Origin of the sequence: Corallococcus sp. AB045 (genome assembly GCF_003668895.1) — a bacterium.
Lineage (GTDB): Bacteria > Myxococcota > Myxococcia > Myxococcales > Myxococcaceae > Corallococcus > Corallococcus coralloides.
In genome coordinates this window covers 1-25,958 of record NZ_RAWN01000007.1, presented here as the reverse complement: position 1 = coordinate 25,958, position 25,958 = coordinate 1, and the positions used below count along the sequence as shown (strand labels likewise).

The window sequence follows — 25,958 nt, the reverse complement described above, 5'->3', positions numbered from 1 at the left end:
ACGTCCAAGAGCGCCATGCCGCCGGCTCCAGGCAGGCCCCGCTACGGCCCCAACTCCTGCCCCAGGTCGAGCACGGCGAATGCCATGACCACCAGGACCGTCCCCAGGAGCACGCCCCTGAGGATGAGTTGCGAGGGGCCCACCTCGTCCCCCACGCGTTGATGCTGCTGGGGGTCGTGCGGCAGGTAACGCACCTGGATGGAGTCTCCCTCCGCGGGCGGACGGTCCCACGGGGTGGACCGGACGCGGTAGGAGTCGTGGATCTCTTCGCCTCCCGGGAGGGGGAAGACGTACTCCACGATGTGCTCAGGATACCGTGCCCTGAGGGCCCTGCGGACGCGGATGAGCGTCCCTTGGGCGGGATGGCCCTCCGCTCGCAGCTTCTGGCTGAGCCAATACGCGTTCAACGACATCGCCATGAGCCGCAGCGGGATGCTTCCGAAGGCCACGGCGATCAGGAGCAGGAAGAAGGGGGACATGGCGCCCCCCGGCTGCAAGGAGCAGACCGCCGGCGCCTACTTCTTCGAAACGGACAGCACGAGCTTCCCGCGTCCGTGCCCCGAGTCGAGCTGTCGGTGGGCTTCGGCGACCTGCTCCAGCGGCAGCACGCGCTCGACGAGGGGACGCATCTGCTTGTTCTCGAGGCTCGGAGGCTTCCTGGCGATGATGTCCGCGCCGACGAGGGCGAGCTCCGAGTACGTGCCGTGAGGGTTCTGGAAGATCTCCGGCGTGTAGAAGACCTCGTCACCGGGCTTGAACCCGGTGACGCCGGGCCCCGCCTGTTCGATGACGCCAGAGGCGTCGTAGCCAATGACGGCGGGAGGCTGTAGCCCGGCCCATGAGCCGTCCTGGCGCAGCTTCGCGTCCACGGGGTTGGGCGGCCAGGAGTTGGAACAGGGACGTCGCGGACTTCGAACAGCGCGGGCCCGCCGACCCGCCTGGCCTCGGCGCGGGGGCCACCATCCTGCCGCACGGCAAGAGGGCTCCCCTTCCACCTATGCTGGGGCGGTGAACACATCACGACTGAAGCCGTGCGCATTCCTGGCTGTCTCCCTCTGGCTGGCATGTACGGGCCAGCTTGGCCAGGACGTTCCCGCGGAAGGCCCTCCAGATTCGGGCGTGCGTCCCCAGGACGACGCCGGGACGCAGCCCGATGCCGGGCCTGGTGACGCGGGCGTCCTGGATGCTGGCAGTCCCGATGCCGGCAGCCCTGACGCGGGGACGTCCCCCATCACGAGCGCCCGGGTCTTCTTCTCCGGACACAGCCTGCTCGACAACCCGATGCCCGACCATTTCGACGACATCGCCAGGAGTCGGGGCAAGGACTTCAACTGGAACCAGCAGATCGTGATTGGTTCACCCCTCCGCGCGCGGACCTGGGGCAGCGGCAACTGGCAGGGCTACCGCTCGGGCAAGAACCGCGTGGGCGACAGCATGAACGTCATCCAGGAGCTGTTGTCCCCCCAGACGCTGGGCGCGGGGGAGAAGTACGACACCCTCCTCGTCACCGAGCGGCATGACATCCTGGGCCCCGTCCAATGGGAGGACACCATCGGCCAGCTGCGGCACTTCCATGACCGGATGGTCGCCGGGAATCCCCAATCCGTCACATACTTTTATCATACATGGCTGGACATCAACAAGTCCGACCCGTCCCAGTGGATTGAGTACGAGACGAACGCCCGGGTTGCCTGGGAATGTGTTTCATCCAAGGTAAACCTCACGTTGCAGGCCGAAGGCCGGCCGGCCCGCGTGGTGTCGCTCCCAGGGAGCGCGGCGCTGGTCCACCTGGTGGAGCGGGTCATCGCGAACGAGGTGCCCGGCATCAGCGGTTCGACCTCGCAGAAGCTCAACGTGCTCTTCAGCGACAACGTCCACCTGACGTCCCTGGGGTCGTATTACATGGCCTCGGTCCACCATGCGGCCGTGTTCCGGCAGTCGCCCGAAGGCGCCCAGGTGCCCTCTGGCCAGAACGCGGCGACCGTGCAGGCCCTCCAGCGCATCGCGTGGGACTTCGTGAGCGCCTATTACGCGCAGCCTGGCGCGGGGGAGCGGACGATGGAGGACTGCCGCACGCGAGTCCCCAGGGACGTCTGCCCTGGCTTCTGGACGATGCTGGGGCGCCCCGAGAACATCGAGGGCTGCCAGCGCTTCTTTGGCAACGCGACCGCGAGCCAGGGTGGAAACCCCTTCGTCTGGCCTGATCCGTACTGGCAGCCGCTGCCCGCTCCGTAGGCAAACGAAAACGGGCTGGGGGGGCGAATGGACGGCTCTCATTTCCCCTCCCATGCTCCCCATGTTAGGAGCCTCCCAATTCCGGGAGGAATTCATGCGTTCATCACAGGCATTGGGGCCGCCCCTGTGCTGGGTCTTTCTCGTCATCCTGCCGTCAGTCGGGCTGGCGGCTCCAAGCAGCGAGGTGAAGAACCATCTGGAGGCCATCGCCAGCCTCTACGAGGAGCTTGAGTTTGAAAGTGCCCTCGGCCAGCTCGCCACGGCACGGCGGCAGGCGCGCGGACCGGACGACGAGGTCGCGCTTTCCATCTGGGAAGGCCTGCTCATGGCGGAGTTGAGCCGGACGGAGGAGGCCTCCGCTGCCTTCATGGCCGCCCTGTTCGTGCGGCCGGACGCACAGCTCCCCGTGAAGGTGTCGCCCAAGGTGTCGGGCCAGTTCGAGTCGCTGCGGAAGGCCGTGAAGAGCACACAACAAACGCGCCGTGGCGACCCCAAACCCTCGTCCGCGCCGCGACAGGCGACGGATGCACCGCGTGAAGGTTCTCCGCCGCCCGCACCGCCCCGAATCGCGTCCCCGTCCAGCGTCGTGGCGGCACCGGCGCCCATCGCGCCCCCGCTCCGGGTGGCCCAGGAGACGCGGACCAGCTCCTTGCGCTCCAAGGCCTATATCCCCGCGATCGCCGGCGGCGCGCTCACCGTCGCGGGTGGGATTTCCTGGGCCCTGTCGCGTGGGGAGCTGTCCAAGCTTCGCAACGCGGACCCGTCCCTCGCGAACTTCTCGGACATTGACCGGGCCGCGTCGCGGGGGCGAACACTGCAAACCGCGGGCGTGGGCCTGCTGGGAGCCGGTGTCTTGGGGCTGGGATTGGCGACGGGCATGTATCTGCTCGGGGCTCCGGAGAAGACTCTCGCGATGCAGATGGGGACGGATGGACGATCGGCGCTTGTGTATGGGAGGTGGCCATGAACTTGTTTCCACTGCGGGCAGTGCTGGTCATGTTCGTGCTCGCGAGCGTGGCCTGTGCCGACTTCGACCTGGAAAAGCAGAAGCTGTGCACCCAGTTCCCTGAACGGTGTGGCAACGCCGATGGAAGCATGGGCGATTGGACGGGCGGAGCGCTGAACGTCACCCTCGGCTACAGCGGCTTCACGCGCGGATGCGTCACGGTGACCGCTACGGACTCGGACAACGTGAGGAACACGAGCAGCATCGACGTGGCGATCCCCGCCAAGACGCCGGGCACCGTGTTGGTGGCGGTGTTCGGGAAGAAGACCTGGGGCCGCGCGCTGAGCGTGACGACGCAGCTGCGTGAGTTCGACTGTTCGGGACCCGCGGTGGGCGACCCGCAGGAGCTGAAGGCGCAAGTTCCCGAGGAAGGCACGCGGGACGTGGCCTTCACCGTGAGGGCCATCGATGCGGATGGGGACGGCTATTTCAGCAGCGCCGACGCGGAAGGTGTCGTCAGCGGCACGGACTGCCGTGACGAAGACCCCGCCGTGAACCCCAAAGCCACGGAGGTGTGCAACGGGAAGGATGACAACTGCACCCTGGGGGAGTCGGACGCGACCGACAAGAAGGCCTGGTTCGTGGACGCGGATGGGGACGGCTACGGAAGCACCCAGGTGGAGGCCTGCATCCAGCCTGCTGGAGCCGCCAACAGAGGCGGTGACTGCAACGACAACGACGCGCAGGTCCGGCCGGATCGGGCGGAGTTCCTCTGCGATGGGAAGGATGACAACTGCAATGGCATGAACGACGAGGACTTCAACGTCGACGGTGATTGCCAGGATGATCTCAAGTGCGCGGGCAAAGTCGCGTGTGCCTCCACGCCGAGCCAGACGACCTGTACGCGACTCCCAGGGGAGAATCCGGTGGCATGGTACGTGGACGGCGACGGCGACGGTTTCAAGGGACAGCTCGCAGGGATGGGCTGTGAGTCGCCCGTGGAGGGCGGTGTTTCCCAATCCGAGGACTGCGATGAAAGCTCCGTCTACGTCCGGCCTGGGATGCCGGAGCTCTGCGACCGGCTGGACAACAACTGCTCCAATGCCGTGGACGAGGGATGTGGCGCCCTCGCTTGGACGACGCAAGCGGGCGTTGGAGGAACTGCGGACGTGACGGCCATCGCCCTTTACGACGAGGGGCGGAAGGCGTGGCTGGTCGGTACGGACAAGCTCGTCCATTTCGACAGCACGACCAACACGACGACGTCGTTTACGAGAGCTTCCTGCAAGGGGAACTGGAGAGCGGTGTGGGCGTCCGCGAGCGGGCGCGTCTTCGCCGTCGGGGATTCAGGGAGGATGACGACCCGGGGCCCCGACCCCTCCGATCAGGAGTGTTTCACTCTCACCGCGCCCAACTCAAACGCTCAGACGACGCTGTATGGCATCACGGGTATCGAGCAGCTCAAAGACCCCACTGTCTATGTGGTCTCGAACCAGGGCAAGACCTTCAAATGGGTAGAGCCCTACTACAATCTCAGCGTGAATCTGACTGAGTTCGGCACTGTTCCCGCCAACCTTCGTGCGGTCTCGAGCGCCGGGTCCGAGGACACCTTGCTGGCCGTGGGCGGGGATGGCATTAACAAGGCAGTTGCCTACCGCTATGACACGGCAAGTTCCTCGTGGCAGCCGGATCTCCAGAGCGGAGTCTTCGACGGATTCCTCAGGGGCATCCATGTCACGGATGGCCGCTTCGCCTACGCGGCAGGCGAGAATGGGCTGGTCCTCAAGAGGAGTGGAGGCGTCTGGACCTCGCTGCCTACCGTCTTCGAATCCAACGGAACAACGAGGGCCATCATCCGGGACGTCCTGGCCTTCAGCGAGAAGGGCATCTACGTCGCAACCAGCGAAGGGAACATCCTTTTCTACAATGGCTCCGTGTGGACCACCGCGTACTCAGGGACAACCCCGCTGTCCTCGTTGGATGGCCCCAACCCCACTCGCATCGTGGCCGGGGGAGGCAGTGGCACCGTTGTGAGCTTCACGGCTCCCGCGCCGCCGGTGCCCTGACCGGCTGGAATCGCGCGTCGAATCCATCGACGCGCTTTCCACGTGCCGTCTCGATGAGGGAGTAGAAGAGCGCGGCCTTGCTGGCCCCAGCCGCCTCCCAGCAGGAGGGCTCTCATTTCGCTTGAACTTCTCCTTTGATCAGCGGTAGAGCGACGTCCTCACATGGGCTCAGGTGCAGTGCCTGTTCCGCCCATGAGCGTTTTGTGGGGAGTTAGTTCAGTTGGTTAGAACGCCGGCCTGTCACGCCGGAGGCCACGGGTTCAAGTCCCGTACTCCTCGCCACAGAGAAGGGCCCGGAATCGAAAGGTTCCGGGCCCTTCGTTTTTCGGCCCGCTGAGCATGATGGCCATGCCACGCGTGCCGCCCTCGGCTACCGCGTGACGTCCACGGTGTAGACGCCATCGCCGGACGTGGCGGTGCCCGTCACATGGGTGCTGCCCGGCGTGCGGCGGACCTGGCCGGTGCCGTCGTCCTCGATTTCACCCGTGAGGGCGAGGTCCAGGGTGACGCTGCCCTCCAGGTCCCCGGTCATCTGGAAGGGCCCCTTGAGCGTCCCGGTGAACGTGCCTCCCGGGATGTCGCGCAGCTGGAGGGTGAGCTCCGGCTGCGCCGCCGTGTCCGTGCTCGAAGCATAGGTGATGTTCACCGGGTCCTCGTCCCCGCCCAGGAGGACCTCCCCGTCGGAGTACCCGGTCATGCCAATGCGCAGGCGCATGCCCTTGTTGGCCGAGCTGCCCTGGTCCACCTGCCCGGTGACGAGCAGCGTCCCGGAGACCGCGCCCGTCGCGGACTGGGGCGGGATGTTCGCGCTGGACGCGGCGTTGAAGCCGACGAAGCCCAGTTGCAGGGCCTTGCTCACGGACGGGTCGAGTCCGAGGTACGCGCGGCGGGCCTGCTCGTCGGAGCTGATGTCGTCATCACCGCAAGCCGTGAGGCCCAGGGACAAAAAGAGGGAACACGCGACAGCGGTCACGGCACGCGGAAGGGGTATGAGCATGATGGGTGTCTCCTGTCATCCGATGGGGCTGTTGCACCGGCAAGGCTCCGTGCCAGTGCAGGCTTCCCCGGCGATCGTCTCGCAGTTGAGCTTCACGCAACACGGGCTGGTGGGCGAGCACGCCTGACCGCCAGCAGAGCAGGTCGAACCCGTCTCGCAGGTGCCGACGATGCTCCCACCCGGGATGTTGCAGCCGAGCCCGACGCAGCAGTCCGCGGGCGAGGTGCAGGCCTGCCCCTGGGGCTGACAGACACTGGGGGTCGAGCAGGTACCATTGGTGCAAATGCCGGAGCAGCAGGCGGCACCCGAGGCACAGGCCTTCCCGTTCGCGGCGCACAAGCCCGCGTCCGTCCCACCCGAGCCACCGTCCGTGCCGCCACCGCCCGGCGTGGCCCCGGCACGGCAGGCGTAGGCGATTTCGGAGACGATGGAGCAGGTGGTGCCAGCACAGCACTTGGAGTCCTGCGGATCACAGAGCGTGCCCACGGGATCGCACGTCACCTTCTGGCAGGTCAGGCCGCCATCCGCGCCAGGCAGGCAGCGCGCGCCGCCGCAGCACTGGTCGGAGAACTGGCACTGCTGGTCCTGCGCGATGCAGCACGGCTCCTCGCCGGTGTAGCCCGTGGGGCAGCCCGCCGGACAGCTGTTGTTGGGACAGCCGCCGAAGCAGCGCGGCACGCCGACGGAGTCCACCTTGCACACGGCCTTCTGGCCGTCGCAGCAGGCCTCGCGGGCGTTCACGTCGATGATGCCGCCATCCGGCAGCTGGCCGCTGCCGCAGATGTTGCCCACCGGGTTGCAGCCATTCGGCTTGTCACAGCGGCTCTCGCGGCAGTCCACCGCGTTGGACAGCTTCTCACCGCCACAGCACACGCCGTCGTCAGTGCAATAATTGCCCGTGGGACGGCAGCCGCCCACCGGCTGGCACACGGTGGTCCCGTAGCCCAGGTCCACGCACGCGCGCGAACAGCAGGTGCTGGAGCCCGAGCAGGGGTTGCCGTCCTGGAGGCAGCCGCCCGCGCCGCCACCGCTGACCGCCACGCAGCGGCCCGGGGTGCCCGTGTTCTCCTGCGAGCACACACCGCCGCAGCAGTCCGCGCCCTTCATGCACAAATCGTTATTGGCCTGGCACGAGTACGCCGGCTTGCAGAGCCCTCCCTGGCAGTTGCTGGAGCAGCAGTCCCCCGCGCCGGTGCAGGCCTGGCCCGGCACCTTGCAGCTGCTGGTGCTGTTGGAAGGCAGCGCCGCGCACTTGCCGTCCGCGCCGCGGAGCTTCGTGCAGCACTCCTCCGCGCTGGCGCACGTGCTGCCCACGTCCAGGCACTGCAGCGTGGAGCACCTGCCGTCCAGGCAGCTGTTCGTGCAGCACTCGATGCCGCTGGTGCAGGCCTCGCCCGCGGCGGTGCACTGGGCACTGGGGGCCGGACAGACGCCCGTGTCCGAGCAGAGGCCCGTACAGCATGAGGCGCCCGAGTCCCGGCTGCACGCCGTGCCCTCGCCGAGGCACTGGGAGCCAGGCCCCGCGTCGGGCAGGGGCTGCCCCGCATCCGTTCCAGCATCCACCGTGACCGGCGGGGAGTCCGGCGGCTTGCCAATGTCTCCACTGCTACAAGCCACGACACCGAGGGCCACACCCAGGGCCCCCAGCAACAGCCAGCGGTTTGCATTCATCCCCCAGAAGACCCCGGCCGGTGACCACCGGCCACGCGACAGCCCCGCCCACGCCCTGATTCCAGGCTGGAATCCCCTCCGCGCCCGGGCCCACCATCCGCTTCACCATCTGGGACTTGAATCCATCCGTGTACGGCACTGCGTCCTGCCTGCTCTCGCCCCCAAGGCGTGGTCATCCCGGCCGCTCAGCCGAGGCGACAACTTCCCTGACACAGGGGGCCTCCAGGCAGTGTGATCATCCCGGGTCGAGGGAATTGATGGCTTTACGGGCCATGGGTTGGATGACCCTATAGTAGAAGCCGTTGGTCTCCAATGGAGCAGGCGCAGCCCCGTACCCCCCAAAGCCGTGGTCATCCCGCAGCGTGTTGGCGACAAGCAACTCGTTGGCTTTCTTCTGTTCCGGATACTCCCCCTGCTTCCAATTGAAATAACCAGGGGTCTGGTAGACACGGAACGGACCCGAGTTGCTCACGCCACGAAGCTCAGTGAATGACCAAACATCGCTGTTCAACGTCTTGACGTCCGTTCCTCTGGCTCCGGGGCCAAACCGCAGTTTGTTGAACGCGTTCTGGTGCATCCCCGTAATGGAGCCGAAAACCGCCTCTGCTTCGTTTTTTCCGGCGAAAGTGGCGCCGCCCAGGCGGAAGTTCACGCCCTGGTCGAAGTTGCTACCGTACTTGTTTGAAGCGGCAAGGAGAAAGCTGCCCAGGCATTGGTTTTCCACGCCACCGGCACCCGCTCGGGAAAAGCTGATGAAGCTGTCAAGAAAGCGATCCGCAGGATAGCTGTGGATCCACTTGCTGGGTCCGATTTTCAGGTCCAGTACGATGCCCACACGAGTCCCCGCGATGAATGACTTGGTCAGGTCACCGATGGCGTAGCTGGTGTAACCGACGCCAATCTGAGCAATCCACCTGCGCAGCAGGGTCCGGGCGTTTGGCATCACCGGAGTTTCGGGTTCGAGCGTGTCGGCGAGGGACACGACGGAGAGGTCGCCTTCTCCAATATGGTAGAAGGCCGGACGGGCATCCATGGGGAACAGCGCGCTCACGGAGGCACCCGCCACGGGGGCGGGGTGCTTGTAGATGGTGACGGTCCAGCCGCATGATATCCAGCTGAGGATGTTGAACGCTGACAGGTAGTTGATGGGGCCGTTCCCAATCCAGACGCAATTGATTTTCTTCTGTGCCTTGGGAAGCTCTGCCAGTGTGGGCATGTTCGGATCCTGTCGCGTGGAGATAACCCTGAGCATAGGACGACACATAAGACGGATGGGGCCCTACCGTTGCGCGAGGATCCGGTCAGCAGGGCTCGGAGGGCATCCCTTCCAGGTCGCTGGAAGTGGCCGCGGGCATGGAGCGGCTGTGGCTGGGACGCGGCGGAGGACGTGCAGCCCGGTGGCACGACGGGCGGCGCGCCAGGCTTCCGCTGGGGGGCGCGTCAACGCACGACGGTGAAGCGTCCCCGCGCGAGGAAGACGTGCGCATCGTCGATGATCACCTGGGTCTCCGGCTGCGAGCGCCACAGGTCGATGAGCTCGCGGAGTCGCTCCGGGGTGACGGGCGCGGGGATGCCCAGAGGCGGCTTCTCCACCAGCACCAGGTCATAGACGAGGACACCATCCGCCTGGGGCCCGCCCACCATGTAGATCTCGTCCCGCGACGCCACGTCCGGCACCAGGTTACCGCCGAGCAGGACCTTGCCCCCCGGGCTCGCGGCGAGGACGTCCTTCGCGTGCTGGAGGGCCGAGAGGCGTTCGGGTGTGGCGGGGCAGTGCGCGGGAAGGGACTCCGACCGGGAGACGCTGCGCCATGACGAGCGCAGGAGGTTCTGGTTGGTGGTGAAGAGCAGCACGCCGGTGGTGAGCAACACCCAGGGCGGAGGGCCACGCCGGAGCAGCAGCGGTAGCAGGGTCATGAGCGCGGCGGCCATGAGCGGGGCGCCGTACTGGGCGCGCCATGCCATGCCCAAGAAGCGGATGCCAATCATCGGCAGCAGTAGCGACAGCCATACCCAATCGGGCTTCCACTTCCGCCGCCAGGCCCAGAGGCCCACGGGGATGAAGACGGTGAGCAGGGTGCCGACGCGCCGCATGGGGTCGAGCGCGAAACGCTCGGCCAGATACGCGCCCAGCCCCTGGCCCGCGGTCGGCGACAGCCGCGCGCGGTAGTCCACTGTCTCGCCCCACAACGCGGAGCGCCCGAAGAACACGAACGCAAGCCACGCTGCGGACAGCGTGAACACCCACAGCGCGGCGCGACGCTCGCCCCGGAGCAAGAGCCCGCCCGCGAGCATCAGTCCCACGAAGGCGAATTCCTCCTTGCAGGCGAACAGCAACACCAGCGCGGCGATCATCCACCCCGTGCGCCGAAGGCAGTACGCCACCGCGAACCACGTCCACGGCAGCATGGCCCACGTGGTGGGGTGGGCGGGATAGATGAGCGCCGCCAGGGTGCCGGTGTTGAAGAGCAGCACCGCGCCCAGGAACACCGTGGAGGCCCGGTCCAACAGGCCGCGCACGTGGAGCCACGCGAGCGGCGCGACCGACAGCAGGACGAAGACGGCCTCCGCCACCAGCGCCGTCCACATCGCCGGCAGCAGCGCACCCAGCGGACGGGCCAGCCACAGCACGGGGTCGAAGTGGTCCGCGAAGATGAAGACCTGCCGCGCGCTGAGCCAGGGGTTCGGATCGCTCAACGACAGCCGCGCCAGGGCCTGGGCGTAGATGCCCAGATCATAGGTCGCGAAGCAGGAGCGCGCGGCCTGGAGCCACACCGGCGCCACCGCGACCACCGCCCAGAGGAGCGCCAGCGCGGACAGCACCAGCAGGCCCGGGAGCGCACGGCGAGAGGAGTCGGGAGTCGGGGTGGAGGTCATCGCGCGCGCGGGTGGCGCGGCCCATCTAGCGCATTCCCCCCGGAGACTCCACCGGAGGCCATGGTGCCCGCTTCAGCGACTCCTCGCCCCGAAGCCAGAACCCGCGTTCGTTGGAGTTGAGCGAGCCTTCGAGGAAACCAGAGAAGGAGTCCGCAATCTGGCGTAGCTGACGGCTCCGCCTCCTCATGGGAAGGCGGCTTGAGCGGTGAGTCAGGACACGTCGCCGGAGGACCGGCAGGGCAGTGCCCCGAACCAACGACCTGCGCGCCCTGCCTCAAACAGGCAGCGACCATCGGCCGGTGCGGATGACCCTTTTCGTGCCGGTCCGTGAGCAGACGCAGTACGTTCGGACGGAGGATGACGTCAATCCCTCCCGATGGAGTCACGACATGGTGAAGGTGTTCGCCTTTCTCACGAAGAAGCAGGGACTCGAGACGCAGGCCTTCATCGACTACTACGAGAAGAACCACGTGCCGCTGGTCTGCGGCCTGGCGCCCCCGCCCATCGTCTACAAACGCAACTTCCTGGTGCGGGGCGATGCGCTGAACATGGAAGACAGCTCCATCGACTTCGACGTCATCACCGAGCTGGTGTTCCCCGACCGGGAGTCCTTCCATGCATGGGGGGCTCTGCTCTTCGCTCCTTCCAATGGTGACGCGATCGCCAAGGACGAAGAGAATTTCCTCGAACGCTCACGGACCCGGGCCTACGTCGTCGAGGAGCACGTGACGACCTCCGGGTGACCGGTGGCCTCAGCGCCAGGCGTGCCGCAGGAGGCGGGCGGAACGGCGTGCGCTCCGCAGGCGGCGGAGGCCGAAGAGGAGGAGCGCCGTGCCCGCGAGCCACTGCGCGCCCCGGATGATGCGATTGACGTCCACGGCGGGAACCCAGGTGACGTTGCCCTCGCGGATGACGAAGGCGCCCGCGGGGCGGGCCTTCAGACCGAAGCCACTGCCAGAGCCGCTGCCCTTCACGGCCTCTCCCTCCACTCCGGCCTGCTGGATCGCCGCCGGCCCCTCGCCGCCGCCTCCGCCGCCTCCGCCGGCCACCAGGGCCGCGGGAATCACGGTGATTCCGTCCTGCTGGATGGCCTCTCCGTAGACACGCTTCACGGAGATGCTGTCGCGGGCCCGGTCGATGACCTCATTGACGTCCATGGCGTCCCCCAAGATGGGATGTCGGTGTCCTCTCAGCGAGAGGTGGACACGGTGCGGCATGAGGACCGGATGGGCAGGCCGGCGGGCCGTGGGGCGACACGGGGAGCAGGGGCTCCAGGACAGGGCGCTCGGGCGCAGGGGCCGGAGGGGCTCGGGCTTCACCGTCAGGCCGCTGCCCGGCACCGCGAGCTCAGGACGTCTTGTACTCCAGCGCCTTGCGTTGCTCCGGCTCCAGCCGCTCAATGGCATAGCGCAGGGTATCCCGCTGCATCCCGGAGATGTTCTCCTGGATGAACCTCACCACCGCCTCCCGGTGGTGGTCCGCCGCTACCTTCAGCAGCAACCCCACGCTCTTCTGCACGTACGGCTCTGGATCCGATAGCAATTGGCGTGCATTGCCGGGGATCACCTCGCCAGGGCACACGCTGCCGTCAGCCTCCCACTGGCTTCTCGTGAGCCCTGCGAGACTGGGGAACTCGGGCCGCTCGCGTCCGTGAGCGGGTTGACCCTGTGGGGCCGCATGTGCCCCCAGTGTGCCCCTCCAGCGGGGCTGAGAACGGGACAAGACGGGATGGGGCGGCACCACGAACCGACGTGAGATCAAGGCGATAGCGGGTAACAGCGCGTCCTGCCTGGGGTTTGCTATCGCCCTGCCCACGGGTTCAAGTCCCATACTCCTCGCCACTGAGAAGGGCCCGGAATCGAAAGGTTCCGGGCCCTTCGCTTTTAGCCACAGGGCCCTGGCCACCGACTCGCCACCGGCCGGGTCGAGCTCCAGGGTGCAATCGAATGGATAGGCTGGCGTACACCTCGCGTCCCACCCCCTTCCTTCGGTGAACCCATGCGTCGTTCCCTGTCCCGCCTCGTGCTCGCGGCCATCCTGTTCAGCCCGGGTGGTGCGGCCCTCGCGGCGGAGGGGACGAAGAAGCCCGCCACGCAATGGTTGGCCAGCCCTGCTCAGGCGGCCCGCGCTGCGCGAGTGGAGGCGGGCCTGGCCCCGGTCGTCATCGAAGGCGAGAAACCCCAGAGCCTGACGCTCCCGCAGTGGATGGCGCTGTACCGGATCCCCGGACTGAGCATCGCCGTCTTCGACAAGCACGCCATCGTCTGGGCCAGGACCTATGGCGTGAGGGAGGCGGGTGGCTCGGAGCCCGTCACCCTGGAGACGCTGTTCCAGGCGGGCTCCATCAGCAAGCCGGTGACGGCCCTGGCGGCGCTGCACTTCGCCGAGGCCGGCAAATGGTCGCTCGATGAGAACATCAACGACAGGCTGCGCTCGTGGAATGTCCCCGAGAACGACTTCACGAAGGAGCAGAAGGTCACCCTGCGCCGGCTGCTCAGCCACAGCGCGGGGACGACCGTGCATGGCTTCCCCGGGTACGCCGTGGACGCGCCCATGCCCACGCTGGTGCAGGTGCTGGAGGGCGTGGCGCCCGCGAACACCGCCCCGGTGCGCGTCGACCTCGTCCCCGGTACGAAGACGCGCTACAGCGGCGGTGGCACGTCCATCGTCCAGCTGATGATGGTGGATCAGCTCCAGAAGCCGTTCCCCCAGGTCATGCGGGAAACGGTGCTGAAGCCGCTCGGCATGAGCAGCAGTTCCTACGAGCAGCCCCTGCCTCCGGCCCTCGCCGCCAGGACGGCGACCGGGACGTACCCCAGCGGGAAGAGCGTCGCGGGCCGCTGGCACGTGTACCCGGAGATGGCCGCGGCCGGACTGTGGACCACGCCGTCCGACCTCGCGCGGGTCGCCCTCGAAGTGTCCAGCGCGAAAGCGGGGAAGTCCAAGCGAGTGCTGTCACAAGCGATGACGAAGCAGATGCTGACGCGGCAGTCGGAGCGGTTCGGGCTGGGCTTCCAGGTGGAACCCGGCACCGACCGCTTCTGGCACGGAGGCGCGGACGAAGGCTTCCAGGCCGCGTTCATGGCCTTCAGTGACACGGGCAGCGGCGTGGTCGTCATGGCCAACTCCGACAACGGCTTCCTGCTCTTCGACCGCCTCATCGCCAGCGTCGCGTCCGAGTATGCCTGGACCGCGTTCAGGCCCGAGCCCGTGTCGCCGTCCGCACAGGTGGATGTGCTCATGCGGCTCAAGGGCGTCGACACCGCGCTCGCCTGGTACACCGCGAAGCATCGCGAGGGCATGAAGGGCCTGGAGTCGGGGCACCTGAACCAGCTCGGTTACCAGATGCTGGGAGACGGCAAGGGCGCGGAAGCGGTGCGGGTGTTCGAAGCGAACGTGAAGCTCTTCCCGACGGATGCGAATGCCTACGACAGCCTCGGCGAGGCACAGCTCCAACTGGGACAGAAGGACGAGGCCATCGCGAGCTACAGGAAGTCACTCGCACTGGACCCGGGGAATGCCAATGCGGTGAAGGTCCTCGGGAAACTTGGCGTGCCCACCGGGAAGTGAGCGGAAGGCAATCACAAGCGCCGCGCCTGGAGGCGCTACAGTCTCGCGCATGCTCACGGGTCGCTCCGCCCTCGAAACGACCGACTGGTCCCGCCTGCTCCACGCCTATGGTCGCGCCACGGACGCGCCCGGGCACCTGCGCGCGGCGGACGTGCCCCTCCGGGACAGCGCGAGAGGGAGATGCGGCCGGCCTACAGCCCTACCTGGAACAGGAGGATGAGCCGCGAGAAGGAGTCCGTGCCCTCCCACAGCGCCGGATAGTGGTCCCAGCTGAGCGCGGCCCCCAGCGGACCGAAGTGCAGGTCCGCGAGCAGCCGCAGTCCCGGCCTGGCTTCGGGGAGCACCTGCACCGGCACACCCAGGCCGAGCCCGAGGCTCGGGATGATGACGACCTGGGGCGTCGCATACTGCGTGAGCGGCGTGAGGACGAGCTGCTCTCGGAAGTCCGTCTCCACCGAGAGCGAATGCAGGAAGGACTCGGGCGCGGCGAGCTGGTAGCCGAGCCGCGCCATGAAGCGGGAACCGCCCCCGAGCCGCGCGCCCAGGCCCAACTGCACACCGCCCGGAATCCACCACGGCTGGGGCTTCGTCAGCGTGACGTTGAGCCACTCGGGCGCGCTCTCCGCCGTGAGGCTCCGCTCCGCCACCACCTGCTCGCCCTCATGCCGAAGCCGCCAGCCCGTGGCCACCGGCAGCGTGCGCGCGGATGCATCCGGGCTGCTGCCCACCTCCCACGCGGAAGGGACACGCACCGTGACGTGGAGCGTGGGGTTGCCCGCCCAGGTCCGGATGGGCCCCAGCAGATAGTCGATGTCCCAGTGCGTGGCCCGCGCCGGTCCGGGGGACAGCAGTGCGTGGCGCGACTGGACCGCGGGCCACACGTACCCCGAGGGCAGGAAGCGCCGCTCGAGCTGCATCACGCCGCGCACCCACAGCTCCCCTTCCCGCCCGGGCGGAAGCGTGAGGGTGAAGCCAAAGCGCTCCACCGGGGAATGCGCGGGCCTTCCGAACGCATCCTCCGGTGTGGGGCCCATCGCTGCCCCCTGCCCCTCTGTCACCGGGAGAGGCTCCTCGTCGAATCGCACGCGGACCTCGCGCGTCCGGAGTCCCAGGAAGGCGGCATCGATGACCTCCGCCTCGGAGGTCCCGTTGCGCAGCCGGTAACGCGCCTCGAAGCGACAGACCGCCTCCTGCTCCGCCTCCGCGCAATCGAAGTCCAGCTTCTCGCTGAGCACCTCCGTGCGCGTGCGCGCGGTCCCCGGGGACAGGGTGAAGGTCGCCGGCGTCCGCCTGGATGCGGCCACGTTGGCGGCGGCGGGCAATGCAGCGAGGAGACACACGAGGAACGCAAGGCGGACCGCCATGTCCGCCATTGTCGCTCAACGAATGCCGTAGGGGACGAAGAACGAGCCCCAGATGAAAGCGGGCTGAAGCGCCAGATGAGCTCCAGCCCGTTTCATCATTGTCCCGGGTTGCCAGGGTGGCCGCGAGCCGTTCGCCCTGCCCCGGCTTCCCCAGGTCGAAGACGAACGCGTCTTCTCCTTCGCCAGGGGAAGGTCCGCTGGATGGAACCATCAGGCTCACGCGTCCACCTACTCACCCGCTTGCCACCCTGACAGACGAATTGTCCGCGCACCTGCTGCTCGATGGGCCGAGAGACTCATTTCGTAGATGAAATGGTTTGGCTGCCCTTCATGGCCACGCCGCCACCGCGAGGACCGTCAGCGCACATTCACGCCCCACACATTGCATCTGCCCAACCCACGCGGGGATGACGAGCCGTGGTGTGTATGGGTGATGCATTACCCATGAGTGTGGGGTGCCACCCGGGTGTTGCCGCGCGGACTTGAAGTCTCCCATTGTCGGTGACAAGGATGCGCGTCGCCGCTCCGTGAGGGATGGAAAGGCTTCCACCTTCGCGTGAGCCGGCGATCACGCCCGAACATGACAAGGACCTTCTTGCCATGGCAGGGCTTCGCTCCAAGGGGGGCAATCCATGACGCGTTCCTTCGCATCCACCTTCCCATCCATCGTGTTGCTGCTCGCCAGCACGGCTTGCGGTCCCGGCCCGTACTACGACCAGGAGCCGACGGGGCCCTCCCCCGCGGTCGAGGTGGCCACCGAGCGCCAGGCCCTCGCCAGTTGGAGCTCCGCCGCGCCGATGTCCACGGCCCGATTCGACCACAGCGCCACCGTCCTGCCGTCGGGCAAGGTGCTGGTGGCGGGCGGCGACCCTGGCACGACCACCTACCTTTCCAGCGCGGCGCTCTATAACCCGGCAACCAACACCTGGGCCGCCACGGGGAGCATGACGCAGGCCCGCTCGGCCCACGTCGCCGTCCTGCTGTCGTCGGGCAAGGTGCTCGTCATCGGCGGCACCTTCGGCAGCACCACCACCGCGGAGCTGTACGACCCGGCCACGGGGACGTGGACCGCCACCGGCAGCCTCTCCACGCTCCGCACCAACTTCTCCGCGACCCTGCTGTCCTCGGGACAGGTCCTCGTCACGGGCGGCCGTGGCACTGGGGGCGTCTACCTGACCAGCTGCGAGCTGTACGACCCGGCCACCGGCACCTGGTCCGCCACGGGCAGCCTCGCCGAGGGCCGCATGGACCACTCCGCCTTGCGGCTCGGCAACGGGCAGGTGCTCGTCAGCGGCGGCCTCTACATGATCTTCACCTCCCTGTACCGGATCGACAGCGCGGAGCTGTACGACCCCGCCACCGGCACCTGGTCCACGACAGGAAGCCTCGCCACGGGCCGCAGCGAGCACCTGTCGCTCCTGCTGCCCTCCGGCGATGCGCTGATCGTGGGAGGGGTGGCCGGCAACGGCAGGCTCCCCGGTCACTACTCGGTCTCCGCGGCCGAGTCGTTCAGCGCGGGCACCATGTCGTCCGCGGGCACGATGAGCAGCCCGCGCCACGGCCACGCCGCCGCCGCACTGCCTTCGGGCGCCGTCCTGGTGGCGGGGGGCCTGAACAAGATTGGCAGCACCACCACGACGCAATTCCTGTCCAGCGCGAGCCTGTACGACCCGGCCACCGGCACCTGGAGCGCCACGACCAGCATGCTGGCGGTGCGCAACCACTTCACGCTCAGCCCCCTGCCGTCGGGCAAGGTGCTGGCGGTGGGCGGAACCAACAGCTCGGGCCTGGGGCTCGCATCCACGGAGCTCTACACCCCGTGACCTGAGTGCCCCGGGGCCCCGCTCGCATGCGGGAGCCCCGAGGCGCGGGTGTCTACTTCTTGAGCTTGAGCCCTTTTGATGGAGGGCAGCCTGGGCTTCCGTCAGCCAATGACTGAGCAAGAAATCCGTGCAACCCGAGCGGTTCCTTGACGCTGATAGGAATTCAAGCCTTCATGGCCTTCCACCCATCCTGCATTGAGGAACGGCTCACCCCATGAAGAAATCCAAGACATTTGTGCGTGCCACGCTTGTAATGGCTCTCGTCTGCGGCGGCTGCGGGCCGGCACCGGAGGGAACGGAAAGCGACACACTCTCCAATACCTCCGGACGGGCTGTCACGTTCGAGGAGTTTCGCGGCACCGTCCACCAGGACTCGCGCGGCCGGTACATCTACGACGGGGACATGGTGGCGCATGACCTGACGGAGCTGAGGCAGGCCTGGGAGCGGATGCATCCACAGAACGGAGCCCTCACCGTCAACCAGTACAATGCGGCGCTGGACGCAATCTGGAGGAACGGCGAGCAGCTCTATCTCACCTATTGCGTCAGCGACTCTTTCGGAGGCAACAAGCAGGCCGTCGTCAACGCCATGAGCACCGCTGGCGCCGCCTGGGGCGCGAAGGCTCGCATCAACTTCGTCTATGTTCCCGCGCAGGACACCAACTGCACCAACGCGAACGGGAGCGTCGTCTTCAACGTCAGCCCCATGTCGGGAGGCGCGGCCCTTGCGACCGCCTTCTTTCCCGGAACCGCGCGACCGCTACGCACGCTCGATCTCGATGCCTCCGCGTTCAACCTCCAGGGCTGGGCGACGCTGGCGGGCATCCTGACGCACGAGCTGGGTCATACGCTCGGCTTCCGTCACGAGTTCCTCCAGTCCGGCATGTGCTACGCCGGCATGGAGCCCGGGGGCTGGCGAGGCGTCACGCCGTATGACGCGGGCTCCATCATGAACTACCCCTATCCGGAGTGCGGCGGCTTCAACTCCACGGGCCCGTCCACCACCGACCACGAGGGGGCCACCCAGCTCTACGGCAGCCGCGTCTGGGTCAACGCGAGCGCTCCGACAGGGTGCGGCCAGATTCTCGGTGGCAAGGGCCTCGACCGGGATCAACTTCTCTGGTCGTGCGATGGCCGTTTCTATCTCCACCACTCGCCGTTCGGCATCCTTCAGCTCGTCAAGTACACCCCGGGCCCTGGCGGAGCAACCGTCCAGACGCTCTGGACGTCTGGCACCTCGGGGCAGCCGGGCTACGGCACGTACATGCAGACCGACGGCAACCTCGTCATCTACTCGGGTCTCGGGAGGGCCATCTGGCATTCCGGGACCTATGGGAACCCGGGCTCCGCGCTGGCGCTCCAGAACGACGGCAACCTGGTCATCTATTCGCCGCAGGGACAGGTGCTGTGGACCAGCGGCACCGGGGGCCACTGACCTGACGGGCTGACAGCCTGGACTACGGCGCCGCCATCGGCCCCAGGGCGTGAGCGCACGCGCAACGCTCGGTGGATGAAGCACAGCGGCCCTCCCTGAACGTTGGGGCGGGCCGCTTTGGCGGAACGAGAGGTGTCAACCCGACGTCAGCAAACGCCGTCGCGGGACTCGCAGTAGCTGAAGCGAATGGAAGGAGAGCCGGGGGTGCGGCATTCGCTGCCGTCGCAGCAATACATGACGCCCCAGGAAGCATGCTTCGAGTCCGCGCTGGATGAGGCACACTGCGCCTCGCACGTGGCAGCGGGACCAGTGCACGTGGTGCCGTTGGCGCACGTAATGTACACATCTCCGTCGGACGTGCCCCCACAGCCCGCCAGCATCCCTGCTGCCCTCACGCGGAAGCGGGAGAGTCGGTTGCCCGGTCCCCAGCGGCGTGACGCTGGCAATCCAGCCAGGGCGCCTTGCTCATCCCGAAAATGAAGACGGGCTGGAGACCTTTCGGCCTCCAGACAGCTTCGTCATTTGGTCGAGGGGACAGGATTTGAACCCGTGGACACGGGGTGCCCTAAACCCGCGACGGTGCACGTCTTTCGCTAAATCATGAGTAAACCCAGGCGCTTCGCATCCATGGGGCTGTCCTCCCCCGTCCCGCCTGTCGCCTGTAGGCCCCGCAGTCTTGGAGACATTTCCGGAGACGGCACCAGGGGCCACGGTACTCCAGCGGTGCGCTGCGAGAGTCGCAAGGACGAATTGCTCGTTGCCTTTTCTTGCAAGGCGGTGCGCTCCATTCTGGAGCACCTGGGGCTGCCCACGCGGCCTGCGAAGCTGGTCCCGACGCAAGGGCCACCCCAGCTGGCGTGGTGTTGAGCCACAAGCAGTCGCGCTGCCCCAGAAGCCTATGCCCCTGCTGCCCTTGCTGGATGGGCCGCCTGGGCCGACGTGTGCCCAGAGGGGACTGCACGACCTCCTCGCCGCATTGGCGCACAGCCTGAGGCCCCGTCAGCCGCCTTCTTCGGCTCCCCGGCTCCAGCCCTCTCCCTTAACAGGGCTCCCGTCCCTCCTATACGGCCCACCCGCGCGGGCGAACAGACGACAAACATGTAATTTTCAAGAATTACACGAATAACCATTTTCAAAGCAACTCATTCACGGGACGCGAGAAAACCCTGTCGACACATCCTCCCCCGCTGTTTCCCCCTCCCCTGGAGCGAGATGCGAAAACAATTCCTGACACTCACAGTGATGACGCTTGCGGCCACCAGTGCCCTGGCGGCGGACCGCCTGAATCCGGCGGATCTGCGCCGTGTCACCAAGGCGCGTGAGTCCCTGGTCCCCGCCGTCGCGAAGGAGTTCGGCCCCAAGGCCCGGTTCATCCACCTCTTCGGCCAGGGCCAGGGAATGCTGGCGGGCGTCGTCGCGGAGATTCCCGCGGAGCCGCTGGGCACGGACGAACTGCCCCTGCTGGCCATCGTCCGGTACGACGAATCCACCGGCGCGGTGCGCATGGTGGCCCGCGAGTTCAAGTACCGCGAAGCCCGCTCGGTGGGAACGGACGTGGCGCTGCTGGAAGGTGATGGCACCCTGCGCATGCGCGACGCCCATGGCCAGGACCGGCTGCTCGCGCGGGGCGTGGGCGGGGACCTGTTCCCCACGGCGAAGGGAGACGCGCTGGTGGCCACGCTGCTGATGAACAGCGAGGGGCCGCATGAAACCGCCGTGGGCCTCATCGACCTCCAGGGCCGCGTGAAGGTCCTGGCGGATGGCCCCGGCGTGGACGCGACGCCCAGCATCTCCCCCGATGGCAAGACCGTGGTGTTCGTGTCCGGCCGGACCAGCGTGGCGTCGTTCTACGTGACGAACGTGGAGGGCGCGCCGGCCCGGCAGCTCACCAACGTCGGCCTGGAGAACTGGATGCTGTTCGGAGGCCCGCCCAAGGAGTTCGTGCCCCCGCCCGTCTCCACCCACCACATGGAGTGGCTGAACGAGGACGTGCTTCGCTACAACGCCGGCGGCGGTGCGTTCTGGAAGCTCAATGTGCGCACCGGCCACGCGGCTCCGGATGTGGGAGGTGAGCCGTGAAGTCCCTGCCCCTCGCGCTGGCCTTCGCGCTGCTGGCCTTCCCTGCGGTGTCCTCCGCCCAGACGATGTTCCGCTTCCCTGCCTCACAGCTCGCGGACCAGTGCGGCAACGGTGGCTGCGTGGTGAGCGCATACAAGGACTACGGCGGCCGGGACTACGCCTGCGGCGGCGTGCGCTACAGCGGCCACACAGGCATCGACTACGCGCTGGTCGGCGGGTTCAGCAAGATGGACTACGGCGTCTGGGCCATGAACGCAGCCCGGGGCTACGTCGAGGCGTCCGTGGATGGCTATTTCGACCGGTGCAACTACTGGGACCAGGCCAACCCCTACGCCGCCTGCGGCCTCTACACGGCCAACTACATCATCATGCGACACCCGGACAACACGCAGACCAAATACTGGCACCTGAAGGCATACACCCAGCAGTTCGCACGGGGCACGACCCTCGCCTGCGGAAACTGGATCGCCCGGGTGGGCTCGTCCGGCGCCTCCACCGGCCCACACCTGCACTTCGAATACTGGGTCCCCGGCTACGGCACGGATGACCCGTACGCGGGCTCCTGCGGAACGCCCTACACGCGGTGGACCGCGCAGGGCGCCTACCGCGGCCTCCCCGGCATCACCTGCCAGTAACCCGCCACCGCCATCCCCTGGGAAAGCCTTCCCGGGTCCAGTGGGTATACACTGTATACCCGCTGGACCCGACAGGAGGAACACCGCATGGGCGACCGATGGCTGCTGCGTGGGGCTGAGATCATCACCTGCGACCCCGAACAGGCGGACCTGCCGCGAGGTGACGTCCTGGTGGAGGACGGGCGCATCGTCGCGATGGGTCCCCAGTTGCACGCCGGGGACTGTCGCGTCGTCGACCTGCGCGGGAGGCTGATCCTGCCCGGCCTCATCGATGCGCACCGGCACACGTGGCAGACGCCGCTGCGCGCCCTGGGGGCGGACTGGACGGTGATGGACTACCTGGCGGCGGTGCGCGTGAAGCTGTCGCCCGCGTTCCAGCCGGAGGACGTGCATGCCGCCAACCTGGCCGGGGCGCTGGAGGCCCTGGACGCGGGCATCACCACGCTCGTGGACTATTCGCACTGCGTGGAGTCCCCCGCGCACGCGGACGCCGCGCTCACTGCGCTGGAGGACTCCGGCATCCGGGCCCTCTTCGCCTACGGCTACGCGGCGGGTCCCCAGGAGAGCGCCGCGCTGCCGACCCCCGCGAGCCGGAGACAGGACGCCCGACGCCTGCGCTCCACCCGGCTGGCCTCCGACAGCGGGCTTGTCCGCATGGGCGTCGCGCTGACGGAGATGCAGGTTCCCTGGGAGCAGAGCCGGGCGGAGCTCCTCTCCGCACGCGAGCTGGGCGTCCCCATCACCGCCCACTGCTCCGCGTGGCCCGTGTCGGGCCCGAGCGAAGTGCGGCGGATGGCGGACGAAGGCCTGCTCGGTCCGGACGTGCTCTTCGTCCACTGCACGTGGAGCTCCGACGAGGACCTGCGGCGCATCGCCGACAGCGGCGGTGCCGTCGCGGTGACGCCGGAGACGGAGCTTCAGATGGGCATGGGCTTCCCCGTCACCGGACGCGCGCTGCGCGCGGGGGTCCGGACGACGCTCGGCTGCGACGTCGTCTCCAGCAACGGCGGGGACCTGTTCACCGCGATGCGGCTGGCCCTCCAGGTGGAGCGGGCCCGAGCCCATGAGAAGGACGGGCTGTCCAAGGTCCTCGCGCTCAAGGCCGCTCGCATGCTGCCGATGGTGACGCTCGACGCCGCGGAAGCCCTGGGGCTGGGACGCGTGACGGGCTCGCTGCGGCCGGGCAAGGACGCGGACCTCATCGTCCTCGCCGCCGATGCACTGAACCTGACGCCGCTCAACCGTCCCCGCGACGCGGTGGTGCTCCAGGCGCATGCGGGCAACGTCGAATCAGTGATGGTGCGCGGACGGTGGGCGAAGTTCCAGGGCGCCCTGGTGGGCGTGGACCTGGCCACGGTCCGGCGCCGGGTCATCGAAGCCCGCGACGCGGTGCTCGCCCGGGTGGGAGGACCGGACGCACTCCTGGGCGGACGGGAGGACCTCTCCGCGCACTGGGACATGGGAGGCGCTGGAGGCACGAAGGACGCGTGACGTGACGCCCACTCAGCGCTGGTGACGGCGGGGGCGCTTCCGCGCGGGGACCCGCCGTGCGTCGATGCGCCGCTGGATGCCCTCCAGCATGAAGCCGAGGCTCTGCTCGAACTCCCGCTCCACGTCGGTGGCCCGCATGTGCGGCACGCTGTGAGCAAGCCCCGGGTAGTCCCTGGCGGGAAGCGCCTGGGCCGCCGCGAAGAACCGCTCGAACGGCGGCGGCGTCCCCGGTGGCCCCACGTCCCACGGCTCTTGCCGGCGGATGGCTCCGGCCAGCCAGGAGAAGAACGTGTTGTGCAGCGCCCCCGCCTCCTTCCACGGGATGCCGGCGGCGTGAAGTCCGCTCACGGTCCGGTCGAGGATGACGAGCGCCGTGTGGACGACAGGACCTTGCTCCAGCAGGAATTCCATCAGCCCCGGATGCGCCAGCCCCAAGGTACGCAGACGGCCCGCGAGCAGCCGGAGCCACGCCACCGGATCCTGTTGCTCCGAGGGCAACACCAGGGTCTGGAGGATGGTCTCGGCGCACAGAAGCACGAGTGCATCCCGGTTCGCGACATGCTTGTATATCGCCATGGGCGTGACCCGGAGCCGTTCGGCCAGCGTCCGCATGGAGAGCTGTCGCAATCCCTGTTCCCGGACGAGCGCGACGGCGGTCTGAACCACGGTGTCTCGCGACAACTGAGGCCGACGCCTACGTACTCCTCGAGGACTGCCCGCGCCGAAGGTCATGCGCCGGAGCATATCCCGTCCGTCAGAAGCGACGGTGATTCACAAACAATTTCAACACCCTCCCAGGCCTGTATCCAGGCAATTTCCGCGGACACTGAATCAACCCGACTTCACTTCAAGTGCGTCAGGCTTTGTGCCAGAACGTGGCTTGTCGCGCCCGGGATGCGTGGGCCATGCAGGCCCCGTCCGAGGAGTGGGCGGACGCAAGAGGGAAAACATGTTCACTGAAAACACGCATCGCTCAAGGGGGGCGCTGCTCGTGGCGCTCGGGCTTGGCGCATGGGTTGGCTGCGGAAGCGCGCCGGAGGCGTCCATGCCTTCCGAGCAGACACCGCCGGGAGCGCTGCGGCACAGCGAGGCCGAACTCTACGTGGCATCCTCCACCCTCTGGTGGCCGCTGACCATCCCCGTGTGTTGGGAGAACCCGGCCGCCGGCAACGCCACCCAGCGGCAGTGGGTGCGCGACGCGGTGACGCGCACGTGGGAGGCGAACTCGAGCGTGCGCTTCTCCGGCTGGGGGACGTGTCCGTCCTCGTCCAACGGCGTCCGCATCAACATCAGCGACGTGGGCCCGCACGTGAAGGCGCTGGGCAACAGCCTCAACGGCAGGGCCCAGGGCATGGTGCTGAACTTCACGTTCGCCAACTGGAGCCCGTCGTGCGCCAGCAGTCTCAAGTACTGCATCGACGCCATCGCGGTGCATGAGTTCGGCCACGCGCTGGGCTACGCCCACGAGCAGAACCGTCCGGACCGGCCCTCCACCTGCACCGAGCCCGCGCAGGGCTCCTCGGGTGACTGGCTCATCGGGCCGTGGGACCTAGCCTCCGTGATGAACTACTGCAACCCGGCCTGGAACGGGGATGGCAACCTGAGCGCCACGGACATCCAGGGCGCGAAGATCACCTACGGCATCCCCTGGCAGTCGCTGGGCGGTGGTTTGTCTTCCGGCCCGGCGGCTGCGTCCTGGGGCGCGAACCGGCTGGACGTGTTCGTCCGGGGCCTGGACAACCAGCTCTACCACCAGGCCTGGGCGGGCGCGGGCTGGAGCGGCTGGGGCCTCCACACGGGCGTCATCACCTCCGACCCGGCGGCGGTGAGCTGGGGCTCCAACCGCATCGACGTGTTCGCGCGCGGCACGGACAACTCCATGCTCCACAAGGCGTGGGATGGCTCCTCCTGGAGCGCCTGGTATTCGCAGGGTGGCGGCTTCAACTCCGGCCCGGCCGTGGCGTCCTGGGGCGCGAACCGGCTGGACGTGTTCGGCCAGGGCCTGGACAACCAGCTCTACCACCAGGCATGGACGGGCTCGGGCTGGACGTCGTGGGCGGTGATTCCGGGCGTCGTGACGTCGGATCCGGCCGCGGTGAGCTGGGGACCCAACCGCATCGATCTGTTCGCCAAGGGCTCTGACAACAGCTTCCTCCACAAGTACTGGAATGGCACCGCCTGGAGCGCCTGGGGCTCGCTGGGCGGCAGCTTCACCTCCGCTCCGGCGGCGGTTTCTCGCGGCGTGAACCAGTTGGAGGTGTTCGGCCGGGGCACGGACAACAGCCTCTGGGTCAACACGTGGACGGGTTCCAGTTGGACTGGCTGGAGCTGGCTCGGCGGTGAGATGACCTCCGCGCCCGATGTCGCGAGCTGGGGTCCCGGCCGGATGGATGTCTTCTATCGCGGCACGGACAACACCCTGCGGCACTCCTGGTACGTCAACGGCTGGTAGCTCCCCGCCGTCGCCAGAGCCCGTGGGCCCTCGTGGGCTCCGGGCTCAGGCCCTCTCCCTCAACAGGGCTCTCGTCCTCCTCCGCCCCAGGATTTCTTGAGACACCTCTCTGGGGGAATAACCTCCCCCTTGTGAGGTGGATGTGAAGAAGCAGCAGAAGCAGGACAGGACGTCGGAGCGCGGTCGGTTCTCGGCGAAGCGCAAGAAGGAGGCGGTGCTCCGGTTGCTCAAGGGCGAGGAACTCGACGCCCTGTCGCGGGAGCTGGGCGTCACGGCGGCCGTGCTGAGTGAGTGGCGGGAGAAGTTCCTGGCTGGGG

22 protein-coding genes, 1 tRNA gene and 1 pseudogene are annotated in these 25,958 nt (G+C 67.7%); 13 read left to right on the top strand and 11 right to left on the bottom strand.

The features are described from left to right. Positions 1–41: 41 nt before the first annotated feature. Positions 42–479: a DUF3592 domain-containing protein gene (locus D7Y21_RS02910; RefSeq protein WP_121711091.1), complete on the bottom strand. Its 438-nt coding sequence runs from the start codon at positions 477–479 to the stop codon at positions 42–44. 36 nt (positions 480–515) lie between these two features. Then, positions 516–869, bottom strand: a complete 354-nt coding sequence (locus D7Y21_RS02905) for a zinc-binding dehydrogenase (protein ID WP_233611948.1) — start codon at positions 867–869, stop codon at positions 516–518. A 250-nt stretch (positions 870–1,119) separates the two neighbouring features. Here D7Y21_RS02905 and D7Y21_RS02900 point away from each other — a divergent pair, with 250 nt between their 5' ends. From D7Y21_RS02900 to D7Y21_RS02885, 4 genes are all read left to right on the top strand, one after another. Then, on the top strand, positions 1,120–2,235 hold the full coding sequence (locus D7Y21_RS02900) for a hypothetical protein (RefSeq protein WP_233611946.1): 1,116 nt from the start codon (positions 1,120–1,122) through the stop codon (positions 2,233–2,235). A 94-nt stretch (positions 2,236–2,329) separates the two neighbouring features. Next, positions 2,330–3,202 carry a hypothetical protein gene (locus D7Y21_RS02895; protein ID WP_147469168.1) on the top strand — a complete coding sequence of 291 codons (873 nt, stop codon included), beginning with the start codon at positions 2,330–2,332 and terminating at the stop codon, positions 3,200–3,202. After that, on the top strand, positions 3,199–5,247 hold the full coding sequence (locus tag D7Y21_RS02890) for a putative metal-binding motif-containing protein (protein ID WP_121711085.1): 2,049 nt from the start codon (positions 3,199–3,201) through the stop codon (positions 5,245–5,247). Before D7Y21_RS02895 ends, D7Y21_RS02890 begins: the two co-directional genes overlap by 4 nt. Positions 5,248–5,452: 205 nt before the next feature. Then, positions 5,453–5,529: transfer RNA gene (locus D7Y21_RS02885), tRNA-Asp, on the top strand. Between the two features lie 88 nt (positions 5,530–5,617). Here D7Y21_RS02885 and D7Y21_RS02880 read toward each other — a convergent pair. The 4 genes from D7Y21_RS02880 to D7Y21_RS02865 form a co-directional block, all read right to left on the bottom strand. Then, a complete protein-coding gene (locus tag D7Y21_RS02880) occupies positions 5,618–6,244 on the bottom strand; it encodes a hypothetical protein (RefSeq protein ID WP_147469167.1) in 627 nt (208 codons plus the stop codon). A gap of 15 nt (positions 6,245–6,259) precedes the next feature. Next, the gene (locus tag D7Y21_RS02875) at positions 6,260–7,915 is read right to left on the bottom strand and encodes a hypothetical protein (protein WP_147469166.1); all 1,656 of its coding nucleotides are present in this window, start codon (positions 7,913–7,915) and stop codon (positions 6,260–6,262) included. A gap of 235 nt (positions 7,916–8,150) precedes the next feature. Beyond that, positions 8,151–9,131 (bottom strand): hypothetical protein, encoded by a 981-nt coding sequence (locus D7Y21_RS02870; RefSeq protein ID WP_121711079.1) that lies wholly within the window; start codon positions 9,129–9,131, stop codon positions 8,151–8,153. Between the two features lie 224 nt (positions 9,132–9,355). Continuing rightward, positions 9,356–10,792: a DUF2079 domain-containing protein gene (locus tag D7Y21_RS02865; RefSeq protein ID WP_233611944.1), complete on the bottom strand. Its 1,437-nt coding sequence runs from the start codon at positions 10,790–10,792 to the stop codon at positions 9,356–9,358. 389 nt (positions 10,793–11,181) lie between these two features. Between D7Y21_RS02865 and D7Y21_RS02860 the strand changes: the two genes are divergently transcribed. Continuing rightward, positions 11,182–11,535, top strand: coding sequence for an EthD domain-containing protein (locus D7Y21_RS02860; RefSeq protein ID WP_158627215.1), 354 nt, complete (start codon positions 11,182–11,184; stop codon positions 11,533–11,535). Positions 11,536–11,544: 9 nt separating this feature from the next. Here the strand turns inward: D7Y21_RS02860 and D7Y21_RS02855 are convergent, their stop codons facing one another. Together D7Y21_RS02855 and D7Y21_RS43290 are read right to left on the bottom strand one after the other, a co-directional pair. Further along, positions 11,545–11,949: a spore germination protein GerW family protein gene (locus D7Y21_RS02855; RefSeq protein ID WP_121711075.1), complete on the bottom strand. Its 405-nt coding sequence runs from the start codon at positions 11,947–11,949 to the stop codon at positions 11,545–11,547. Positions 11,950–12,139: 190 nt separating this feature from the next. Further along, a complete protein-coding gene (locus tag D7Y21_RS43290; RefSeq protein WP_121711074.1) occupies positions 12,140–12,622 on the bottom strand; it encodes a DNA alkylation repair protein in 483 nt (160 codons plus the stop codon). A gap of 168 nt (positions 12,623–12,790) precedes the next feature. On the opposite strand from D7Y21_RS43290, the gene D7Y21_RS02845 reads away from it, so the two are divergent. Further along, a complete protein-coding gene (locus D7Y21_RS02845; protein ID WP_121711072.1) occupies positions 12,791–14,362 on the top strand; it encodes a serine hydrolase in 1,572 nt (523 codons plus the stop codon). 191 nt (positions 14,363–14,553) lie between these two features. On the opposite strand, the gene D7Y21_RS02840 is transcribed toward D7Y21_RS02845, so the two are convergent. Then, positions 14,554–15,726: a hypothetical protein gene (locus D7Y21_RS02840; protein ID WP_233591363.1), complete on the bottom strand. Its 1,173-nt coding sequence runs from the start codon at positions 15,724–15,726 to the stop codon at positions 14,554–14,556. Positions 15,727–16,358: 632 nt separating this feature from the next. On the opposite strand from D7Y21_RS02840, the gene D7Y21_RS02835 reads away from it, so the two are divergent. The 5 genes from D7Y21_RS02835 to D7Y21_RS02810 all read left to right on the top strand — a co-directional run bounded on the left by D7Y21_RS02835 (position 16,359) and on the right by D7Y21_RS02810 (position 23,189). Beyond that, the gene (locus tag D7Y21_RS02835) at positions 16,359–17,549 is read left to right on the top strand and encodes a kelch repeat-containing protein (protein ID WP_120561444.1); all 1,191 of its coding nucleotides are present in this window, start codon (positions 16,359–16,361) and stop codon (positions 17,547–17,549) included. Between the two features lie 253 nt (positions 17,550–17,802). Then, the gene (locus D7Y21_RS02830; protein ID WP_158619195.1) at positions 17,803–18,984 is read left to right on the top strand and encodes a M57 family metalloprotease; all 1,182 of its coding nucleotides are present in this window, start codon (positions 17,803–17,805) and stop codon (positions 18,982–18,984) included. Between the two features lie 1,212 nt (positions 18,985–20,196). Next, a complete protein-coding gene (locus D7Y21_RS02820; RefSeq protein ID WP_120561442.1) occupies positions 20,197–21,063 on the top strand; it encodes a PD40 domain-containing protein in 867 nt (288 codons plus the stop codon). Next, entirely contained in the window at positions 21,060–21,698 is a 639-nt protein-coding gene (locus tag D7Y21_RS02815; RefSeq protein WP_121711069.1) for a M23 family metallopeptidase, read from the top strand. The genes D7Y21_RS02820 and D7Y21_RS02815 overlap by 4 nt, the downstream gene beginning before the upstream one ends. 87 nt (positions 21,699–21,785) lie before the next feature. Continuing rightward, on the top strand, positions 21,786–23,189 hold the full coding sequence (locus tag D7Y21_RS02810; protein WP_121711067.1) for an amidohydrolase family protein: 1,404 nt from the start codon (positions 21,786–21,788) through the stop codon (positions 23,187–23,189). 12 nt (positions 23,190–23,201) lie between these two features. Here D7Y21_RS02810 and D7Y21_RS02805 read toward each other — a convergent pair whose 3' ends face one another. Further along, on the bottom strand, positions 23,202–23,726 hold the full coding sequence (locus D7Y21_RS02805; RefSeq protein ID WP_233591362.1) for a TetR/AcrR family transcriptional regulator C-terminal domain-containing protein: 525 nt from the start codon (positions 23,724–23,726) through the stop codon (positions 23,202–23,204). A 6-nt stretch (positions 23,727–23,732) separates the two neighbouring features. Continuing rightward, a pseudogene (locus tag D7Y21_RS43580) lies at positions 23,733–23,921 on the bottom strand (TetR/AcrR family transcriptional regulator); the annotation flags it as partial. 313 nt (positions 23,922–24,234) lie between these two features. Here D7Y21_RS43580 and D7Y21_RS02800 point away from each other — a divergent pair. Both D7Y21_RS02800 and D7Y21_RS02795 read left to right on the top strand, forming a co-directional pair. Next, entirely contained in the window at positions 24,235–25,641 is a 1,407-nt protein-coding gene (locus tag D7Y21_RS02800) for a M12 family metallopeptidase (RefSeq protein ID WP_120561439.1), read from the top strand. 136 nt (positions 25,642–25,777) lie between these two features. Beyond that, on the top strand, positions 25,778–25,958 hold a 181-nt coding region (locus D7Y21_RS02795), incomplete at its 3' end, for a transposase (protein WP_233611943.1).

What these genes read in the sequence shown, in the direction of transcription:
- D7Y21_RS02910 (WP_121711091.1), bottom strand. Translation starts at nt 479, where the DNA reads ATGTCCCCCTTCTTCCTGCTCCTGATCGCCGTGGCCTTCGGAAGCATC.
- D7Y21_RS02895 (WP_147469168.1), top strand. Translation starts at nt 2,330, where the DNA reads ATGCGTTCATCACAGGCATTGGGGCCGCCCCTGTGCTGGGTCTTTCTC.
- D7Y21_RS02890 (WP_121711085.1), top strand. Translation starts at nt 3,199, where the DNA reads ATGAACTTGTTTCCACTGCGGGCAGTGCTGGTCATGTTCGTGCTCGCG.
- D7Y21_RS02880 (WP_147469167.1), bottom strand. Translation starts at nt 6,244, where the DNA reads ATGCTCATACCCCTTCCGCGTGCCGTGACCGCTGTCGCGTGTTCCCTC.
- D7Y21_RS02875 (WP_147469166.1), bottom strand. Translation starts at nt 7,915, where the DNA reads ATGAATGCAAACCGCTGGCTGTTGCTGGGGGCCCTGGGTGTGGCCCTC.
- D7Y21_RS02870 (WP_121711079.1), bottom strand. Translation starts at nt 9,131, where the DNA reads ATGCCCACACTGGCAGAGCTTCCCAAGGCACAGAAGAAAATCAATTGC.
- D7Y21_RS02865 (WP_233611944.1), bottom strand. Translation starts at nt 10,792, where the DNA reads ATGACCTCCACCCCGACTCCCGACTCCTCTCGCCGTGCGCTCCCGGGC.
- D7Y21_RS02860 (WP_158627215.1), top strand. Translation starts at nt 11,182, where the DNA reads ATGGTGAAGGTGTTCGCCTTTCTCACGAAGAAGCAGGGACTCGAGACG.
- D7Y21_RS02855 (WP_121711075.1), bottom strand. Translation starts at nt 11,949, where the DNA reads ATGGACGTCAATGAGGTCATCGACCGGGCCCGCGACAGCATCTCCGTG.
- D7Y21_RS43290 (WP_121711074.1), bottom strand. Translation starts at nt 12,622, where the DNA reads ATGGGACTTGAACCCGTGGGCAGGGCGATAGCAAACCCCAGGCAGGAC.
- D7Y21_RS02845 (WP_121711072.1), top strand. Translation starts at nt 12,791, where the DNA reads ATGCGTCGTTCCCTGTCCCGCCTCGTGCTCGCGGCCATCCTGTTCAGC.
- D7Y21_RS02840 (WP_233591363.1), bottom strand. Translation starts at nt 15,726, where the DNA reads ATGGCGGTCCGCCTTGCGTTCCTCGTGTGTCTCCTCGCTGCATTGCCC.
- D7Y21_RS02835 (WP_120561444.1), top strand. Translation starts at nt 16,359, where the DNA reads ATGACGCGTTCCTTCGCATCCACCTTCCCATCCATCGTGTTGCTGCTC.
- D7Y21_RS02830 (WP_158619195.1), top strand. Translation starts at nt 17,803, where the DNA reads ATGGCTCTCGTCTGCGGCGGCTGCGGGCCGGCACCGGAGGGAACGGAA.
- D7Y21_RS02820 (WP_120561442.1), top strand. Translation starts at nt 20,197, where the DNA reads ATGCGAAAACAATTCCTGACACTCACAGTGATGACGCTTGCGGCCACC.
- D7Y21_RS02810 (WP_121711067.1), top strand. Translation starts at nt 21,786, where the DNA reads ATGGGCGACCGATGGCTGCTGCGTGGGGCTGAGATCATCACCTGCGAC.
- D7Y21_RS02800 (WP_120561439.1), top strand. Translation starts at nt 24,235, where the DNA reads ATGCCTTCCGAGCAGACACCGCCGGGAGCGCTGCGGCACAGCGAGGCC.